The 17741-nt window shown below is 69.4% G+C and carries 13 protein-coding genes; 8 read left to right on the top strand and 5 right to left on the bottom strand.

Annotated elements, in window-relative coordinates; all coding sequences use genetic code 11:
* Window position 1 precedes the first annotated feature (1 nt).
* Window positions 2-601: a single-stranded DNA-binding protein gene (locus OG534_RS18465; protein ID WP_326589152.1), complete on the bottom strand. Its 600-nt coding sequence runs from the start codon at window positions 599-601 to the stop codon at window positions 2-4.
* A gap of 72 nt (window positions 602-673) precedes the next feature.
* Window positions 674-964 (bottom strand): 30S ribosomal protein S6, encoded by a 291-nt coding sequence (gene rpsF / locus OG534_RS18460; RefSeq protein ID WP_004950685.1) that lies wholly within the window; start codon window positions 962-964, stop codon window positions 674-676.
* Between the two features lie 251 nt (window positions 965-1215).
* Between rpsF and OG534_RS18455 the strand changes: the two genes are divergently transcribed.
* The 3 genes from OG534_RS18455 (at window position 1216) to OG534_RS18445 (ending at window position 3890) form a co-directional block, all read left to right on the top strand.
* On the top strand, window positions 1216-1518 hold the full coding sequence (locus OG534_RS18455) for a hypothetical protein (RefSeq protein WP_326589151.1): 303 nt from the start codon (window positions 1216-1218) through the stop codon (window positions 1516-1518).
* Window positions 1519-1660: 142 nt separating this feature from the next.
* Window positions 1661-2779: a lipid II:glycine glycyltransferase FemX gene (locus tag OG534_RS18450; RefSeq protein WP_326589150.1), complete on the top strand. Its 1119-nt coding sequence runs from the start codon at window positions 1661-1663 to the stop codon at window positions 2777-2779.
* Between the two features lie 79 nt (window positions 2780-2858).
* Complete coding sequence (locus tag OG534_RS18445; protein ID WP_326589149.1) at window positions 2859-3890, top strand: alanine racemase; 1032 nt, start codon at window positions 2859-2861, stop codon at window positions 3888-3890.
* Between the two features lie 9 nt (window positions 3891-3899).
* On the opposite strand, the gene OG534_RS18440 is transcribed toward OG534_RS18445, so the two are convergent.
* Window positions 3900-5360 carry a glycosyltransferase family 87 protein gene (locus tag OG534_RS18440; protein WP_326589148.1) on the bottom strand — a complete coding sequence of 487 codons (1461 nt, stop codon included), beginning with the start codon at window positions 5358-5360 and terminating at the stop codon, window positions 3900-3902.
* Between the two features lie 94 nt (window positions 5361-5454).
* Complete coding sequence (locus OG534_RS18435; RefSeq protein ID WP_326589147.1) at window positions 5455-8067, bottom strand: transglycosylase domain-containing protein; 2613 nt, start codon at window positions 8065-8067, stop codon at window positions 5455-5457.
* Window positions 8068-8340: 273 nt separating this feature from the next.
* On the opposite strand from OG534_RS18435, the gene OG534_RS18430 reads away from it, so the two are divergent.
* The 3 genes from OG534_RS18430 to OG534_RS18420 all read left to right on the top strand — a co-directional run bounded on the left by OG534_RS18430 (window position 8341) and on the right by OG534_RS18420 (window position 11468).
* Window positions 8341-8943, top strand: a complete 603-nt coding sequence (locus OG534_RS18430; RefSeq protein WP_326589146.1) for a PadR family transcriptional regulator — start codon at window positions 8341-8343, stop codon at window positions 8941-8943.
* A gap of 49 nt (window positions 8944-8992) precedes the next feature.
* Window positions 8993-10075 carry an inositol-3-phosphate synthase gene (locus OG534_RS18425; RefSeq protein WP_326589145.1) on the top strand — a complete coding sequence of 361 codons (1083 nt, stop codon included), beginning with the start codon at window positions 8993-8995 and terminating at the stop codon, window positions 10073-10075.
* A 106-nt stretch (window positions 10076-10181) separates the two neighbouring features.
* Entirely contained in the window at window positions 10182-11468 is a 1287-nt protein-coding gene (locus OG534_RS18420) for an MFS transporter (protein WP_326589144.1), read from the top strand.
* A 51-nt stretch (window positions 11469-11519) separates the two neighbouring features.
* Here OG534_RS18420 and OG534_RS18415 read toward each other — a convergent pair whose 3' ends face one another.
* Window positions 11520-12986, bottom strand: coding sequence for a CCA tRNA nucleotidyltransferase (locus OG534_RS18415; RefSeq protein ID WP_326589143.1), 1467 nt, complete (start codon window positions 12984-12986; stop codon window positions 11520-11522).
* A 186-nt stretch (window positions 12987-13172) separates the two neighbouring features.
* Between OG534_RS18415 and OG534_RS18410 the strand changes: the two genes are divergently transcribed.
* Both OG534_RS18410 and murJ read left to right on the top strand, forming a co-directional pair.
* Window positions 13173-15437, top strand: coding sequence for a DUF6049 family protein (locus tag OG534_RS18410; protein WP_326589142.1), 2265 nt, complete (start codon window positions 13173-13175; stop codon window positions 15435-15437).
* A 46-nt stretch (window positions 15438-15483) separates the two neighbouring features.
* Window positions 15484-17658: a murein biosynthesis integral membrane protein MurJ gene (gene murJ / locus OG534_RS18405; RefSeq protein WP_326589141.1), complete on the top strand. Its 2175-nt coding sequence runs from the start codon at window positions 15484-15486 to the stop codon at window positions 17656-17658.
* The last annotated feature ends 83 nt before the right edge of the window (window positions 17659-17741 follow it).

The raw sequence follows: 17741 nt of genomic DNA, 5'->3' as shown, positions 1-17741 counted from the left end.
CCTAGAAGGGCGGCTCGTCCGAGTAGCCACCGCCGGAGCCGCCGGAGCTTCCGCCCCAACCGCCCCCGCCGCCGCCCTGCTGCTGCTGGCCACCGGCCGGCGCGCTGGACGCCCACGGGTCGTCGGAGGGAGCTCCGCCGCCCTGCGGGGCACCGGTGCTGGGGGCTCCGCCCCAGTTACCGCCGCCGCCACCCTGCTGCTGACCGCCGCCGCCGTATCCACCCTGGCCACCGCGACCCGTGGTCTTGGCGACCTTGGCCGTGGCGTTCTTCAGGCTGGGGCCGACTTCCTCGACGTCCAGCTCGTAGACCGTGCGCTTGACACCCTCACGGTCCTCGTACGACCGCTGCCTCAGCCGGCCCTGCACGATGACGCGCATGCCTCGCTGGAGGGACTCGGCGACGTTCTCAGCCGCCTGCCGCCACACCGAGCAGGTCAGGAACAGGCTCTCGCCGTCCTTCCACTCATTGGTCTGGCGGTCGAAGGTGCGGGGGGTGGACGCGACACGGAACTTCGCGACCGCCGCACCCGAGGGGGTGAAGCGCAGCTCGGGGTCGTCGACGAGATTGCCGACGACCGTGATGACGGTCTCGCCTGCCATGGATGAACCTCTCGGCGGGGATTGCTGCTGGGCTGCTGTGCTACTCGGTCCCGATTACCGCTGAACCGAAGTTCAGTGGGTCTCGGGGCGAAGGACCTTGGTCCGGAGAACCGACTCGTTCAGGTTCATCTGTCGGTCAAGCTCCTTGACGACCGCAGGCTCGGCCTGAAGGTCGATGACCGAGTAGATGCCCTCGGGCTTCTTCTTGATCTCGTAAGCGAGACGACGACGGCCCCAGGTGTCGACCTTCTCGACCTTTCCGTTGCCCTCACGGACGACAGAAAGGAAGTTCTCGATCAGCGGGGAGACAGCGCGCTCCTCGAGATCGGGGTCGAGGATGACCATCACTTCGTAGTGACGCATGTGGAACCCACCTCCTTTGGACTCAGCGGCCACGGTCGTTCCGTGGCAGGAGGGTCGTGATGCGTGCGCACGGTGTCCGGCGAGCAGACACCGCGCAGCTGTACAGACTACCTGCTCGCGTCCTTCCGGTTGAAATCCGCTGGGAGAGGGCCACAATCTGTATCCATCGGGTGTGCTCGGTGCTATGCCCCCGGCCCCTTGCCGGAGGAAGCCCGCAGCACCGCCAGCTTCAGCCAGGAGGTGCCTTTCCGATGGCACAGGCAATGCGGCCCCCTCAGATCTCCCTCCTCTCCACCGACGGCAAGCCCCACCCGCTGCAGGACACCCTGATGGCGGTCACCCTGACCCTCGGTGCCGTGGCGTTCGTCACGGCCTTCTTCCACAACCTGCACCTGCTCAGCTCGTGGGCCGGGCTGATCGGAATCCTGACCGGCGCGTACGGACAGTTCGTCTCCGTCACGACACGCGAGCGCTTCGCGCTGATCATCGGCCTTGGCGCGTCTGCCATCGGCTTCTACCTCGGCATGTTCCACGGCGGCCTCTTCGGGGGCTGACCGGGCTGCCCGGGGCACCTCCGCGGCAGGGCGCCGGCCACGCACCGGCCCGGGCCCATGGCCCGTCCCCCAGAAGGGTGGCGCCCCTGTCGCAGTAGGCTTCGCGCCATAGCCAGCGAAGCCGCCGGAGGAGACGCCCCGCATGAGCCTGTCCCTGAGGACCATCAGCCGAGAGCAGCATCTGGGTTACCTCCAGAGCCTGCCCTCGGCGAGCCACTGCCAGGTCCCGGCGTGGGCCGACGTGAAGAACGAGTGGCGTTCCGAGAACCTCGGATGGTTCAACGAGTCCGATGAACTCGTCGGCGCGGCCCTCGTGCTGTACCGGCAGCTGCCCAAGGTCAAGCGGTACCTCGCTTACCTCCCCGAGGGCCCGGTCATCAACTGGTACGCCCCGAACCTGGACGAGTGGCTCCAGCCGATGCTGGCGCACCTCAAGCAGCAGGGCGCCTTCACCGTGAAGATGGGTCCGCCCGTCGTCATCCGCCGCTGGAACTCGACCGCCATCAAGGCCGGCATCCAGGACCCGAACGTGAAGCGCCTGCGCGACGTGGAGGCCTCGGTCATCGAGCCCCGCGCCTTCGAGGTGTCCGACAAGCTGCGCCGCATGGGCTGGCAGCAGGCCGAGGACGGCGGCGCCGGCTTCGGCGACGTCCAGCCCCGCTACGTCTTCCAGGTGCCGCTGGCCAACCGCTCGCTGGACGACGTCCTCAAGGGCTTCAACCAGCTGTGGCGCCGCAACATCAAGAAGGCCGAGAAGGCCGGCGTCGAGGTCGTCCAGGGCGGCTACGACGACCTGCCGACGTGGCAGCACCTGTACGAGATCACGGCTGAGCGCGACAAGTTCCGCCCGCGCCCGCTCAGCTACTTCCAGCGCCAGTGGACGGCCCTCAACTCCGAGGACCCCAACCGGATGCGCCTCTACATCGCCACGCACGAGGGGGAGCCGCTGGCCGCCGCCACGATGCTCACCGTCGGCCAGCACGTCTGGTACTCCTACGGCGCCTCCGCCAACCACAAGCGCGAGGTGCGGCCCTCGAACGCGATGCAGTGGCGCATGCTGCGCGACTCGTACGCACTCGGCGCCAGCGTCTACGACCTGCGCGGCATCTCTGACACGCTGGACGAGAACGACCACCTGTTCGGGCTCATCCAGTTCAAGGTCGGCACGGGCGGCGAGGCCGTGGAGTACGTCGGCGAGTGGGACTTCCCGCTCAACAAGGTGCTCCACAAGGCGCTCGACATCTACATGTCGCGCCGCTGACCCAGGTCTCCACCCCGCCCCATCCACACACACAGCACCGCTGCACCAGGCAGCTTCTCAGGAGAGGTTCCGGACGGGCATGGCGCTCACGCTCTACGTCGACACCGCGCGCTGGCGTGCGCACCAGAAGCAGATCCAGGACCAGTTCCCCGGAATGATCCCGGTCTGCAAGGGCAACGGTTACGGCTTCGGCCACGAGCGGCTGTGCGAGGAGGCGACCCGGCTGGGCGCCGACGTGCTCGCCGTCGGGACGACGTACGAGGCCGCGAGCATCAAGGACTGGTTCGGCGGCGACCTGCTCGTCCTGACCCCGTTCCGGCGGGGCGAGGAGCCGGTGCCGCTGCCCGACCGGGTCATCCGCTCGGTGTCCTCCCTGGACGGGGTCCGCAGCCTGGTCGGCGCCCGCGTGGTCATCGAGTGCATGAGCTCGATGCGCCGCCACGGGATCTCCGAGCAGGACCTGGGCCAGCTGCACGGCGCCATCGAGGACGTCCGGCTGGAGGGCTTCGCCCTGCACCTGCCGCTGGACCGCCCGGACGGCTCGGACGCCGTCGAGGAGGTCATCGGCTGGATGGACCGGCTGCGCGCGGCCCGGCTGCCGCTGCACACGATGTTCGTCAGCCACCTGCGGGCGCAGGAACTGGCGCGGCTCCAGCAGCAGTTCCCGCAGACCCGTTTCCGGGCCCGCATCGGCACCCGGCTGTGGCTGGGCGACCACGAGGCGACCGAGTACCGCGGCGCGGTCCTCGACGTCACGCGCGTGGCCAAGGGCGACCGCTTCGGCTACCGCCAGCAGAAGGCCGCCTCCGACGGCTGGCTGGTCGTGGTCGCCGGCGGTACCTCGCACGGGGTGGGCCTGGAGGCCCCCAAGGCGCTCCACGGTGTGATGCCGCGCGCCAAGGGCGTCGCCCGGGCGGGCCTGGCCACGGTCAACCGGAACCTGTCGCCGTTCGTGTGGGCGGGCAAGCAGCGCTGGTTCGCGGAGCCGCCGCACATGCAGGTGTCGATCCTGTTCGTGCCCTCGGACGCGACCGAGCCGAAGGTCGGCGACGAGCTCGTGGCGCACCTGCGTCACACCACCACGCAGTTCGACCGGGTGCTCGACGCCTGATCCGCCCGGTCAGTCCTTGGGGCCCGTGCCCCAGTCGACCCGCTGTCCATCCGAGGGCGCCGCGTACCGCGGCGCCCTCGCCGCGTCCGAGAGCACGAACACGTCCTCGGCCCCGTCCAGGACGCCGCCGGAAGGGTCGTCCGAGCCGTCCCGCCGTACGACGTCGCGCTCGGGCATCAGGATGTCGCGGACGATGACCGCGCACAGGTACAGGGTGGCCAGCAGGTGGGCGACGATCGCCAGCTGGTAGCCCTCCACGGGCAGGCCCTGGTGCTTGTCCCCGCTGGTCGTGTAGGCGAGGTAGAACCAGATCCCGAGGAAGTAGACGACCTCGCCCGCCTGCCAGATCAGGAAGTCGCGCCAGCGCGGCCGGGCCAGCGCGGCGAGCGGGATGAGCCACAGCACGTACTGCGGCGAGTAGACCTTGTTGCACAGGATGAAGGCGGCGACGACCAGGAAGGCCAGCTGCGCGAAACGGGGGCGCCGGGGGGCGGTCAGGGTGAGCAGCCCGATGGCCCCGCACAGCAGGAGCGTCAGCCCGGTCGCGTACGTGTTGGCGCCGTCCAGGGGGTTGCCCGAGCGCTGGGAGATCAGCAGCCACACGGAGCCGAAGTCGATCGGCCGCTCCTGGCTGAAGGTGTAGAACTTCGTCCAGCCTTCCCAGGCGAAGAGCATGACGGGCAGGTTCACCGTCAGCCAGGCCAGGACCGTGCCGAGGGCGGCCAGCCCGAACTCGCGCCACTTCCCGGCCCGCCAGCAGAGCACGAACAGCACCCCGAGCAGCAGCACGGGATAGAGCTTGGCGGCGGTGGCCAGGCCGATGAGGACCCCGAAGAGGACCGCCCGCCCGCGGGACCACATGAGCATCGCGGCGGCCGTCAGGGCGATGGCCAGCAGGTCCCAGTTGATCGTGGCCGTGAGGGCGAAGGCGGGCGCGAGGGCGAAGAGCAGGGCGTCCCAGGGCCGCCGGCGGTGGGTGCGGGCGACACACACGGCGATGACCGCCGCGCAGGCCATCAGCATGCCCGCGTTGACCATCCAGTACATCTGTTCGCGGTGCTGCATGGAGCCGCTGCCGGGGGTCAGCCAGGAGGCGATCTCCATGAAGAGCCCGGTGAGCACCGGGTACTCCAGGTACTCCATGTCCCCGGGGAGCCGGTCGAAGTAGGGCGTGAGGTTGTCGGCGAAGCCGCGTACCGCGTACAGATGCGGGATGTCGGAGTAGCAGGCGTGGGTGTACTGCGAGCCCGCTCCCCGGAACCACGCCCAGTCGTAGCAGGGCAGCTTCTGCACCATGCCGAGCGCGAACATGCCGATGGCGAGGAGGGCCACGATGCGGACCGGCCCCAGCCAGTGCCCGCCGAGGCTGGCGTAGCGGCCGAGCGGGCCGCCGATGAACTCACTGCCCGCTGCGGCGACCTCGTCCTGCTGTGTGGGCAGTACGGGGCGGTCCTCGTGCACCTTCGTCATGGGGCTCATCCTGCCGTACGGGCCCGGACACGGGGGAAGGCCGTCACACGGCGGGTGTGACGGCCTTCCTCGGCTCACCGGGCGGTGGTGCGGATCACTCGGTCTCGAAGCCGTCGAACGAGCCCGTCGTGCCGCCCGAGCGGCCGGGTCTGCCGGTGCCCGAAGGGGACGGCGATCCGCTGGATCCGCCGGTGGTGCCGGCGATGACCCCCGAGTTGGTGCCTCCGTCGGTACCTCCGTCGGTGCCTCCGTTGGTGGTCCCGCCCGTGCTGTCCGGGTCGCAGTACAGCTCCCACGGCTTGCAGGACGGCCTGCCGCCCTTGGACGGGGTCGGCGACGGCGCCGGGGAGCTCGGCGGGATCGTCGACGGGGACGGGGACGGCGGGACGACGACCGAGGGGGTCGGGGAGGGGGCACCGGCGGAATCGGCGACGACGCCGATGTCCTCGGGCTCCGGGAAGTCCTTGACCGGGGCACCCTGGAGCGCTTCGCGCATGTACTCGGTCCAGATCTGGGCCGGGATGTCGCCACCGTGGATGGACGGGATGTCACCCACGCCCTTCATGGAGATCAGCTTCCGGTCCGCCGAGTTGGGGTCGGTGCGGAAGAGTGCCACCGAGGTGGACAGCTCCGGGGTGTAGCCGACGAACCACGCCGACTTGTTCTCGTCCGTGGTGCCGGTCTTGCCGGCGGCCGGCCTGCCCAGCTTCTTGACCTTGGTCGCGGTGCCGTTCTGGACCACGTTCTGCAGGACCTTGGTGATGTTGTCCGCGATGGCGTTGTCCATGGCCCGCTGGTCCTTCGGCGCCTCGAGGGGCAGCTTCACGCCGTCCTTCACGACCTCCATCACGGAGTAGGGCTCGCGGTGGGTGCCGGAGGCGGCGAAGGTCGCGTACGAGTCGGCCATCCGGATGGCGCTGGGGGTCGAGGTGCCCAGGGCGAAGGAGGCGTCGTTGTTCGGGTTCAGCGACTCCTCGAGGAGGCCGGTGGACTTCGCCACCTCCCGGACCTTGTTGTGGCCGACGTCGAAGACGAGCTGGGCGAACGGGACGTTGATGGACTTCTCCATCGCCTCGTTGAGGGTCACGTACCCGAAGGGGGTGGGGCTCTCGTTCTTCTGCTTGAACGGGTTGCCGGAACCGTCGCGCAGCGGCCTGCCCTCACGGTTGTTGATCACCGTGAGGTCGTTGGCCTGGTACTTGCTGTCGGCCGAGATGCCCTTGCCGTTGGAGTTCTGGGTGCCGTACTCCATCGCCGCCGCCAGCACGTACGGCTTCCAGGTCGAGCCGACCGGGACACCGCTGGTGTTGGCGTTGTTGCTGAAGTGCTTCCGGTCCCAGCCCGGACCGCCGTACAGGGCCACGAGCGCCCCGCTCTTCACGTCCACGGAGGCCGCGCCGAACTGCACGAAGGTGTCGGTGTCGGGGCGCTTCTTCTCGTCGATGAACCCGTCGCGGGTTTCCTCGACCGCCTTGGTCAGAGCGTCCACCTTCGACTTCTCGAACGTGGTCTTGATCTTGTAGCCGCCCAGGGCCATCTGCTCGACGGAGACGCCCTGGGTCTTCATCACGTACGCCTTGGCCGTGTCGACCAGGTAGCCGATCTGGCCGGTCATGCCGCGGGCCTGTTCCGACTCGACGCGCGGGGGGAACTGCGCGTCCGTGTACTTCGCCCGCTCGGTCTTGTCCATCCGGCCGACCTCGACCTGGCGGTCCAGCACCCAGGCCCAGCGCTCCCTGGCCCGCTGGTCGTTGAGCTCGGGGGTGGCCGCGGCACCGATGCCGCCGTCCGGGTTGTAGAGGTTGGGGCCCTTCAGCACGGAGGCCAGGAAGGCGCACTCGGCGGGGTTCAGGTCCTGGCTGTCCTTGCCGAAGTAGGCGCGGGCCGCGGCCTGGATCCCGTAGGCGTCCCGACCGTAGTAGGCGGTGTTGAGGTAGCCCGCGAGGACCTCGTCCTTCTCCTCGGAGACGCCCAGCTTCAGCGCGATGAACAGCTCGGTGACCTTGCGCTTGAGCGTCTGGTCGGTGTCGAGGTAGTTGTTCTTCACGTACTGCTGGGTGATGGTCGAGCCGCCCTGGGTGGAGCCGCCCGTGGCCATGTTCCACACGGCGCGGGCGATGCCCATCGGGTCCACGCCCTTGTCCGTCTCGAAGGACTCGTTCTCCGCCGCGATCACGGCGTCCCTCATGGACCGGGGGATGCTCGAGATCTGCACGATCTGCCGGTTCATGGAACCGCCCGTCGCCACCATCTGGCTGCCGTCGGACCAGTAGAAGACGTTGTTCTGCGCCTTGGCGGCCTTGTTCGGGTCCGGCGTGCCCACCATGGCGATGCCGATGCCGGTGCCGGCGACGAGGACCGCGAAGAAGCCCAGGGCCGTGCCGGAGACCAGCTTCCAGGACGGCACGAAGCGCTTCCAGCCGTCCCTGTCGGACCGCGGGTAATTGATGAACCGCGTGTCCGGGCGGCCGCCGCGCGTGGCGGTTCCGGTTCCTCTCCCGCGGCCCGCGGAAGATCCTCTCTGGGCGGCCCGGCGGGCCTCTGCGCGGCTGACCCCGGGCTCCGGGGCGTACGGCCCACTGGGCGACGCCGTGGGGACGTCACGTCCGGCCGGGGCGCCCCTGCCGGGGCGCTGCTGGGCGGCGCGGCGGGTGGAGGCGCGCCCACCACCCTGGGGCTGCGGCGGTTTGCGGCGGTGCTCGCTCATCGAACGACTACTCCTCGGGCAGGCGAGTGGCCTGGAAGCGGCAGATGATTCCGGTTCCCCCGGTGTACTGGCCCACAGACTACGCACGCGCAAAACCAGCCCAGTGCCGAAGTTCACCCCAAATCAGGCAACCCGCCTCCTGCGAATTGGTGATGTGATGCCGGTCACCACGTCCCCACTTGTCGATCAGGGCGGCCCGTTCTATCGTCTGGATGTATCGAGTCGATACATCAGCTCGGTATAAAGACTCAGGGGCGGAGGAGAGGCGGGCGGATGAGCAGACGCTCAGGCATCCTCGAGTTCGCCGTCCTCGGCCTGCTGCGCGAATCCCCCATGCACGGCTACGAGCTGCGCAAGCGGCTCAACACCTCACTGGGGGTGTTCAGGGCCTTCAGCTACGGGACGCTCTACCCCTGCCTCAAGACGCTGGTCGCCAACGGCTGGTTGATCGAAGAACCGGGCAACGCTCCGGAGGACGCTCTCGCCGCTTCACTCGCAGGGCGCCGCGCCAAGATCGTCTACCGGTTGACGGCCGCGGGTAAGGAGCACTTCGAGGAGCTCCTCTCCCACACGGGCCCCGACACCTGGGAGGACGAGTCCTTCGCCGCCCGCTTCGCCTTCTTCGGCCAGACCGAACGAGACGTGCGCATGCGGGTACTGGAGGGCCGCCGCAGCCGGCTGGAGGAGCGCCTGGAGAAGATGCGCGCCTCACTCGCCCGGACACGGGAGCGCCTCGACGACTACACGCTTGAGCTGCAGCGGCACGGCATGGAGTCCGTGGAGCGCGAAGTGCGCTGGCTGAACGAGCTCATCGAGAGTGAGCGGGCGGGACGGGATCGGAGACGATCCGGTCCGTCCGACGAAACTGAAAAATGAGGCCTGCATCTCGCAGACCTCGTCCGAGAACAAACAGGGAGCAACCGGAATGGGTTCGGTTCGCGTAGCCATCGTCGGCGTAGGCAACTGCGCCGCCTCGCTGGTGCAGGGCGTCGAGTACTACAAGGACGCCGACCCGGCGGCCAAGGTCCCCGGTCTGATGCACGTCCAGTTCGGCGACTACCACGTGCGTGACATCGAGTTCGTCGCCGCGTTCGACGTCGACGCGAAGAAGGTCGGCCTCGACCTTTCGGACGCCATCGGCGCCAGCGAGAACAACACCATCAAGATCTGCGACGTCCCGAACACCGGGGTGACCGTCCAGCGCGGCCACACCCTGGACGGTCTGGGCAAGTACTACCGCATGACGATCGAGGAGTCCGCCGAGACTCCGGTCGACATCGTCCAGGTCCTCAAGGACCGCGAGGTCGATGTTCTGATCTGCTACCTCCCCGTCGGTTCCGAGGCAGCGGCGAAGTTCTACGCCCAGTGCGCCATCGACGCCAAGGTCGCCTTCGTCAACGCCCTCCCGGTCTTCATCGCCGGCACCAAGGAGTGGGCGGACAAGTTCACCGAGGCCGGTGTCCCGATCGTCGGCGACGACATCAAGTCGCAGGTCGGCGCCACCATCACGCACCGCGTGATGGCGAAGCTGTTCGAGGACCGCGGTGTCCGTCTTGAGCGCACCATGCAGCTCAACGTCGGCGGCAACATGGACTTCAAGAACATGCTCGAGCGCGACCGCCTCGAGTCGAAGAAGATCTCCAAGACGCAGGCCGTCACCTCGCAGATCCCCGACCGTGAGCTCGGCGAGAAGAACGTCCACATCGGCCCGTCCGACTACGTCGCGTGGCTCGACGACCGCAAGTGGGCCTACGTCCGCCTCGAGGGTCGCGCCTTCGGCGATGTCCCGCTGAACCTCGAGTACAAGCTCGAGGTGTGGGACTCCCCGAACTCCGCCGGTGTCATCATCGACGCCCTGCGCGCCGCGAAGATCGCCAAGGACCGCGGTATCGGCGGCCCGATCCTGTCGGCGTCGAGCTACTTCATGAAGTCCCCGCCGGTGCAGTACTTCGACGACGAGGCCTACGCCAACGTCGAGAAGTTCATCAAGGGTGAGGTCGAGCGCTAGTCGAACCCCCAAGGGTCCTGTGGACACCTGGACTTCGACTGTTCTTCCGCGGAGGGTCCCCGGGCAATGTGCCCGGGGACCCTCCGCGTATGTGACCCTTTCCCTCATGCCTGTCGTACGTGATCTGCGCGTACTCCTGCGCCTGAGGGACTTCCGCAACCTGCTCGCCGTACGGCTGCTCTCCCAGGCGGCGGACGGTGTGTACCAGGTCGCACTCGCCACCTACGTCATCTTCTCCCCGGAGAAACAGACCTCGCCGGCGGCGATCGCGTCCGCCATGGCGGTTCTGCTCCTGCCCTACTCGGCCATCGGCCCCTTCGCCGGCGTACTGCTCGACCGCTGGCGCCGGCGTCAGGTCTTCCTCTACGGCAACCTGCTGCGGGCCTTCCTCGCCTGTGTCACCGGGATGCTGATCGTCGCGCAGGTCCCCGACTGGCTGTTCTACGCATCAGCCCTGTCCGTGACCGCCGTCAACCGCTTCGTGCTGGCCGGGCTCGCCGCCTCGCTGCCCCACGTCGTCGGACCCGATCAGCTCGTCACCGCGAACGCGCTCTCCCCCACCGCCGGAACCCTCGCGGCGGTCGCCGGGGGCGGGCTGGCCTTCCTCGTCCGGCTGCTGGCCTCCGGCTCCAACGCCCTCGTCGTCCTGCTCGGGGCCGGGCTGTACCTCTGTGCGGCCCTCGTCTCCCTGCGCCTGGCCATCGGGCTCCTCGGGCCCGATCACCCCGCCGGCAGGGCCCACCCCTCGCTCGCGGAAGGAGTCGCGCTCACGGTGCGGGGCATGGCCGAAGGGCTCAGACACCTCGCCCACCGGCGCGAGGCGGCCCGGGCGCTCACCGCGATGACCATGATGCGGTTCTGCTACGGGGCCCTGTTCGTCATGCTGCTGATGCTCTGCCGCTACTCCTGGTCGGACAACGAGGCCGACGGGCTGGCCCTGCTGGGCGTGGCGGTCGGCGCCTCCGGGGCCGGCTTCTTCGCGGCCGCCGTCGTGACCCCCTGGCTCGTGGGCCGGCTGGGCACCCTCGGCTGGATCACCGCCTGCTCCGCAGGGGCCGCGGTCCTGGTCCCCGCCCTCGGCCTGCCCTTCACCCCCGGACCGATGCTGGTCGCCGCGTTCGTACTCGGCCTCGCCACCCAGGGCGCCAAGATCGCCACCGATACCGAAGTGCAGTTCCGGGTGGACGACGACTACCGCGGCCGCGTCTTCTCCGTCTACGACGTGCTCTTCAACGTGGCCTTCGTCGGCGCCGCGGCGGTCGCCTCCCTCATGCTCCCCGCCGACGGGCAGTCCGTGATCCTCGTCGTCGGTGTGGCCGCCCTCTACGCCGCGACAGCGGTCCTGCTGTCGCGGCACGGGCGGGCGATGTTTCACGTGAAACATCGCCCGTGATCGCATGCGGGGTCGATGTTTCACGTGAAACATCGACCCCGCATGCGTACGTCAGGCCTGCGAGGCCCACCACTCTTTGAGCGCGGCGACGGCGGCGTCACGCCCCATCGGGCCGTTCTCCAGCCGCATCTCCAGCAGGAAGGCGTAGGCCTTGCCGATCACCGGACCCGGACCGACGTCCAGCACCTGCATGATCTCGTTGCCGTCCAGGTCGGGCCGGATCGCGTCCAGCTCCTCCTGCTGCTGCAGCTGCCCGATGCGCTCCTCGAGCCCGTCGTAGGTACGGGAGAGGGCATTGGCCTTGCGCTTGTTGCGCGTGGTGCAGTCGGACCGGGTCAGCTTGTGCAGGCGCTCCAGCAGCGGACCGGCGTCACGGACGTAGCGCCGCACCGCGGAGTCCGTCCACTCCCCGTCGCCGTATCCGTGGAAGCGCAGATGCAGCTCCACCAGCCGGGACACGTCCTTGATCATGTCGTTGGAGTACTTCAAAGCGGTGAGCCGCTTCTTGGTCATCTTCGCGCCCACCACCTCGTGGTGGTGGAAGGAGACCCGGCCGTCGCTCTCGAAGCGGCGGGTGCGGGGCTTGCCGATGTCGTGCAGCAGGGCCGCGAGCCGCAGCACCAGGTCCGGGCCGTCCTCTTCCAGCGCGATCGCCTGCTCCAGCACGATCAGCGAGTGGTCGTAGACGTCCTTGTGCCGGTGGTGTTCGTCACTCTCCAGCCGCAGCGCGGGCAGCTCCGGGAGCACCTGGTCGGCCAGCCCGGTGTCCACCAGCAGTCCCAGACCCTGGCGCGGGTTGGCGGAAAGGATCAGCTTGTTCAGTTCCCCCTGGATCCGTTCCGCCGAAACGATCTCGATGCGGTCGGACATCGCCTTCATGGCCGCCACGACCTCCGGGGCGACCTCGAAGTCCAGCTGCGCGGCGAACCGCGCCGCGCGCAGCATGCGCAGCGGATCGTCGGAGAAGGAGTCCTCCGGGGTTCCGGGAGTGCGCAGTACGCCGGCGGCCAGGTCCTCCAGGCCGCCGTGGGGGTCGATGAACTCCTGCTCGGGCAGGGCCAGGGCCATCGCGTTGACCGTGAAGTCGCGCCGGACCAGGTCCTCGTCGATCGAGTCGCCGTAGGAGACCTCGGGCTTGCGCGACGTGCGGTCGTACGCCTCCGAGCGGTACGTCGTCACCTCGATCTGGAAGTTCCGTACCGCGTCGCCGACGCGGGCGCTCTTCTGCGCCCCGACGGTGCCGAAGGCGATGCCGACGTCCCACACCGAGTCGGCCCACGGCCGGACGATCTTCAGAACGTCCTCGGGTCGTGCGTCGGTGGTGAAGTCGAGGTCGTTTCCGAGACGCCCCAGCAGCGCGTCGCGGACGGACCCGCCGACCAGGGCGAGGCGGAAGCCCGCCTCCTGGAATCGGCGGCCGAGTTCGTCGGCGACAGGAGCGACCCGCAGCAGTTCACTGACCGCGCGGAGCTGCACCTGACTCAGGGCACTGGGGTTGTCTTCGGTTGCGTTCGACACAACTGAAAAGGGTACGTGCCCCGCCCGCCGGGGACCGACCCGTTTTGCGGCGGCCCCGTTGGCCGTCCGCACCGGCTCTGAGCCGATCATGTGGAGCAAGGCGCGGCACTCGCACACAGCGGGCCTCGTTACCATGCGTGGACGCACAAAAGACGACCACTGACACTTCGAGGGACGGGCTAGCGCGTGGCCGAGGCGGCAGACATCCAGGGGGCGTCCCCCGCTCCTGTCCGGCGCCGCTGGCTGCGGCGCGCGATCGTGCTGCTCGCCGGGACGCCCGTGCTCGCCGGGCTGATCTACTCTCCCGCCACGAAGGCCGAGGCCACGCAGGCCTCCTCCGTCGACGTCCAGCTGGTCTCCCTGGCGCCCACTGCCCCGGTCAAGGGCGACACCCTCACCATCCAGGGCACCGTGGTCAACACCGGCCCCGAGACGATCACCGAGGCGCACGTCGGCCTGCGGGTCGGGCCCGCACTCGTGGACCGGGCCTCCATCGACGAGGCGGCGGAGCGCAACGGCTTCCGCGCCGGCACCGACCCGGGCGAGATCGACCCGGCCCATGCGGTCAAGATCGCTTCCCTGCCGTCGAAGGTCAGCCAGCCCTTCACGCTCACGATCCCGGTGAACAAGCTCGAACTGGACAAGGACGGCGTCTACCAGCTCGGCGTCTCCCTGTCCGGGGTGACCGAGAGCCGCCCGTCGGAACAGGTCCTGGGCATCGAGCGGACCTTCCTGCCGTGGCAGCCGGAGGCGGCCGCCAAGCGCTCCCAGCTCACCTACGCCTGGCCGCTGATCTCCACCACGCGCGTCACGGCGGAGACGGGCTCCGACGAGCTCCAGACCCCCGTCTTCCTCGACGATTCCCTCGCCGAGGAGCTCGGGCCGGGCGGTCGCCTGGAGCAGATGGTCACGCTCGGCAAGGACCTGCCGGTCACCTGGGTCATCGACCCCGACCTGCTCTACACGGTCGACGCGATGACCAAGGGCTACCGGGTCCGCACCCCGGGCGGAAAGTCCGTCCAGGGGAAGAAGAAGGCCGTCGCCGAGCAGTGGCTGAGTTCACTGGAAGCCGCCGTGCAGGGCAAGAAGGTCGTCGCCCTGCCCTTCGCCGACCCCGATCTCGCCTCTCTCGCCCACCACGGCAAGGACGTCTCGGGCACCCTGGGCCAGCTGCGTCCCGCCACCGACAAGGCGAAGCAGGCCGTCGAGACGGTCCTGCACGTCCCCGCGTCCACCGACTTCTCCTGGCCCGTGAACGGCGCCATCGATCCCTCGATCGTCAACGTCGCCACCTCGGCCGGCGCCCACAACGTCCTCACCCGCAGCGACAGCCTCATGGAGAGCGGAGCGCTCGGCTACACGCCCTCGGCCGCCCGGCCCATCGGCGCGGGCACCACCGCCGTCGTGGCGGACGCAGAGCTGTCCACCGCCTTCGAGGGCGACATGCTGAACGCCGGCAACTCCACCCTCGCCGTGCAGCGGTTCCTCGCCCACAGCCTCGCCCTGAACCTGCAGAAGACCGACGAGCAGCGCAGCTTCGTCGTCACCCCGCAGCGGATGCCCACCACCAGCCAGGTGCAGACCATGGCCGCCGCCGTACGCGGGCTCCAGGCGGGCCGCTGGACGCAGCCCGCGGACCTCGAGGCCGCGGCCGCCGCCAAGCCCGACCCCCGGGCCGCCACGCAGGTGCCCGGGGCCGGCCAGTACCCCGAGGACCTGCGCAAGCAGGAGCTTCCGGTGTCGGCCTTCGAGAAGATCCGCACCACGCAGAACACCCTCGACCACTTCAAGGTCATCCTCGCCGCGCCCGAGCGCGTGGAGATCCCCTTCGGCAACACCATCAACCGGGAGATGTCCACGTCCTGGCGCGGACGCCCCGATGAGGCCCGCCTCTACCGGGACCAGGTGCAGGACTACCTGATCGGTCTGACCGAGAAGGTCAAGGTCGTCCCCAAGTCCGACGCCACCCTGTCCGGACACAGCGCCACCATCCCGGTCAGCGTCCAGAACAGCCTCGTCCAGGACGTCCACGACCTCGTCCTGCGGGTGAAGTCCGCCAACCCGACCCGCCTGATGTTCGGCAAGAGCGGCCAGGCCGAACAGCAGGTCACCGTCCAGGGCGACCACACCCAGACGGTCAAGTTCACCGCCAACGCCACCGCGAGCGGCCCCGTCGAGGTCACCGCGCAGCTCTTCACCAAGGACGGCGTCCCCTACGGCAAGGCCCGCACCTTCACCGTCGAGGCCACCGAGATCACCCCCACCGTCATGCTCGTCATCGCAGGCGGTGTGCTCCTCCTGGTCCTGGCGGGCATCAAGATGTACGCCAGCCGCAAGCGCGTCGCGGCCCGCGCGGCCGCCGAGGAGAGCACGCAGCAGAGTGACGAGTCCCCGGACACCGGAGTGCAAAGCACCGACGGGTCCGGCACGAGTGAGACAGTGGACCGTTGAGCGATGCCGTGGCCGGTCGGCCTGGGGACGATGAGGTGGGGTTTCGATGAACGCGCCGTACGACGGTGACCGCGCGCAGGGCACTGGTGGGCCTGCGCCCTCCCAGGGCACTGCCCCGGGCACCCCGGTGCCCGGGCAGGGTCCCGTGCCTGCGCCCGCGCCGGACCGCGACCCGTATGTCCAGGATGCCTACGACTACGACCCGTACCGGTCCCAGGACCTGTCCGCCCAGGACCCCGTCGCCGAGGTCCTCTACGACCGGGCCTCACACCCCCCGCCGCCGCCCGGCACCTACCAGGAGCCCGGCCCGCTCTACGCGGCGCCGACCGCGCCCTCGTACTCCCCCGACCCGCGCGTCTGGGCCCAGACCCCGCCGCCCGAGCCGGACGGCCCGTCCCGCCACCTGCCGTACGGCGACCACGCCACCACCACCCAGTTCGTCGGCGTGGACTCCCTCGTCACGCAGGCATCGGACGACCAGGCCGAACCCGACGCCTTCGCGCACCTCTACCGGGACCAGGAGGCGGCGCCCCGCACCCCGGCCGAGGAGGCCCCGGTCGCCGCCCCGGCACCGAGCAAGCCCGCCGGACGCGCCGCCGGTCTCCTCAAGTCCAGCGCGCTCATGGCCGCCGGCACGATCGTCTCCCGCATCACCGGCTTCCTGCGGACCCTGGTCATCGCCGGTGCCATCGGCGTCGGCACCTTCAACGACACGTACCAGATCGCCAACACCCTGCCCACGATGATCTACGTGCTGGTCGGCGGCGGCGCCCTCAACGCCGTCTTCATCCCGCAGCTGGTCCGGGCCATGAAGAACGACAGCGACGGGGGAGAGGCGTACGCCAACCGGCTGCTGACCCTCGTCGTGGTCCTGCTGGCCGGCATCACCACCATCTGTGTCCTGGCCGCACCGGTCTTCATCACGATGATGTCGCCGAAGATCGCCTCCGATCCCCAGCAGATGGACGTCGCGGTCGCCTTCGCCCGCTACTGCCTGCCCACGATGTTCTTCATGGGCATCCACGTGGTCCTCGGTCAGATCCTCAACGCCCGCGGCCGCTTCGGGGCGATGATGTGGACCCCGGTCCTCAACAACATCGTCGTCATCGCCACCTTCGGCGCCTTCATCTGGGCCTTCGGCGGCTTCACCACCTCCGGCGTCAACGCCGCCACCGTCACCGCCGACGGCGTGCGCCTGCTGGGCCTGGGCACCCTGCTCGGCCTCACCGTCCAGGCCCTCGCGATGCTGCCCTACCTGCGCGACGCGGGCTTCAAGCCGCGCCTGCGCTTCGACTGGAAGGGCCACGGCCTCGGCAAGGCCGCCCGCCTGGCCAAGTGGACGTTCTTCTTCGTCCTCGCCAACCAGGTCGGCCTGGTCGTCGTCACCCAGCTCGCGACCTGGGCCGGATCCGTCGCCGAGAAGCAGGGCCACCCCGGTACCGGCATCACCGCCTACAACTACGCGCTGCTGCTGTGGCAGATGCCGCAGGCGATCATCACCGTGTCCGTCATGACGGCGGTCCTGCCCCGCATCTCCCGCTCCGCCCACGACGGGGACGCCGCCGCGGTCCGCGACGACATCTCCTACGGACTGCGTACCTCGGCCGTCGCGATCGTGCCCTGCGCCTTCGCGTTCCTCGCGCTCGGCGTCCCCATGGCCACCCTGCTGTACGCCGGTTCGGGCGCCGGCGCCCAGAACATCGGCTACGTCCTGATGGCCTTCGGCCTGGGACTGATCCCGTACTCCGTCCAGTACGTCGTCCTGCGCGGCTTCTACGCCTACGAGGACACCCGGACGCCGTTCTACAACACCGTCATTGTCGCGGCCGTCAACGCCGCGGGCTCAGCGGCCTCCTTCTTCCTGCTCCCCGCCCGGTGGGCGGTGGTCGGCATGGCGGCCGCCTACGGCCTCGGCTACGCGGTGGGCGTGGGCATCGCCTGGCGCCGCCTGCGCACCCGCCTCGGCGGCGACCTGGACGGCGCCCACGTGATGCGCACCTACGCCCGCCTCACCGGCGCCTGTGTCCCGGCCGCCGCGGTGGCCGGCGCCGCCGCCTACGGGGTTACGCAGTGGCTGGGCAGCGGAGTTCTCGGCTCCGCCACCGCCCTCCTCGCCGGCGGCATCGCGCTGGCGGCGGTGTTCCTCATCGCCGCCAAGCGCATGCGGATCGAAGAGCTCAACGCGATGGTCGGAATGGTCCGCGGACGTTTGGGGCGCTGATGCGCACAACCGTCGCCCCCTTTCGTGTGTCGTGCATAGCGTCGGACTGTGGGCACAATTGGCATGGCTTCGCAGACTGGCCT

This window comes from Streptomyces sp. NBC_01294 (assembly GCF_035917235.1).
In the GTDB taxonomy this organism is placed as follows: domain Bacteria; phylum Actinomycetota; class Actinomycetes; order Streptomycetales; family Streptomycetaceae; genus Streptomyces; species Streptomyces caledonius.
Note: the sequence above shows the minus strand (reverse complement) of the source record. Positions and strands in the feature narration are given on the sequence as shown.

What these genes read in the sequence shown, in the direction of transcription:
- OG534_RS18465 (WP_326589152.1), bottom strand. Translation starts at nt 601, where the DNA reads ATGGCAGGCGAGACCGTCATCACGGTCGTCGGCAATCTCGTCGACGAC.
- rpsF (WP_004950685.1), bottom strand. Translation starts at nt 964, where the DNA reads ATGCGTCACTACGAAGTGATGGTCATCCTCGACCCCGATCTCGAGGAG.
- OG534_RS18455 (WP_326589151.1), top strand. Translation starts at nt 1,216, where the DNA reads ATGGCACAGGCAATGCGGCCCCCTCAGATCTCCCTCCTCTCCACCGAC.
- OG534_RS18450 (WP_326589150.1), top strand. Translation starts at nt 1,661, where the DNA reads ATGAGCCTGTCCCTGAGGACCATCAGCCGAGAGCAGCATCTGGGTTAC.
- OG534_RS18445 (WP_326589149.1), top strand. Translation starts at nt 2,859, where the DNA reads ATGGCGCTCACGCTCTACGTCGACACCGCGCGCTGGCGTGCGCACCAG.
- OG534_RS18440 (WP_326589148.1), bottom strand. Translation starts at nt 5,360, where the DNA reads ATGACGAAGGTGCACGAGGACCGCCCCGTACTGCCCACACAGCAGGAC.
- OG534_RS18435 (WP_326589147.1), bottom strand. Translation starts at nt 8,067, where the DNA reads ATGAGCGAGCACCGCCGCAAACCGCCGCAGCCCCAGGGTGGTGGGCGC.
- OG534_RS18430 (WP_326589146.1), top strand. Translation starts at nt 8,341, where the DNA reads ATGAGCAGACGCTCAGGCATCCTCGAGTTCGCCGTCCTCGGCCTGCTG.
- OG534_RS18425 (WP_326589145.1), top strand. Translation starts at nt 8,993, where the DNA reads ATGGGTTCGGTTCGCGTAGCCATCGTCGGCGTAGGCAACTGCGCCGCC.
- OG534_RS18420 (WP_326589144.1), top strand. Translation starts at nt 10,182, where the DNA reads ATGCCTGTCGTACGTGATCTGCGCGTACTCCTGCGCCTGAGGGACTTC.
- murJ (WP_326589141.1), top strand. Translation starts at nt 15,484, where the DNA reads ATGAACGCGCCGTACGACGGTGACCGCGCGCAGGGCACTGGTGGGCCT.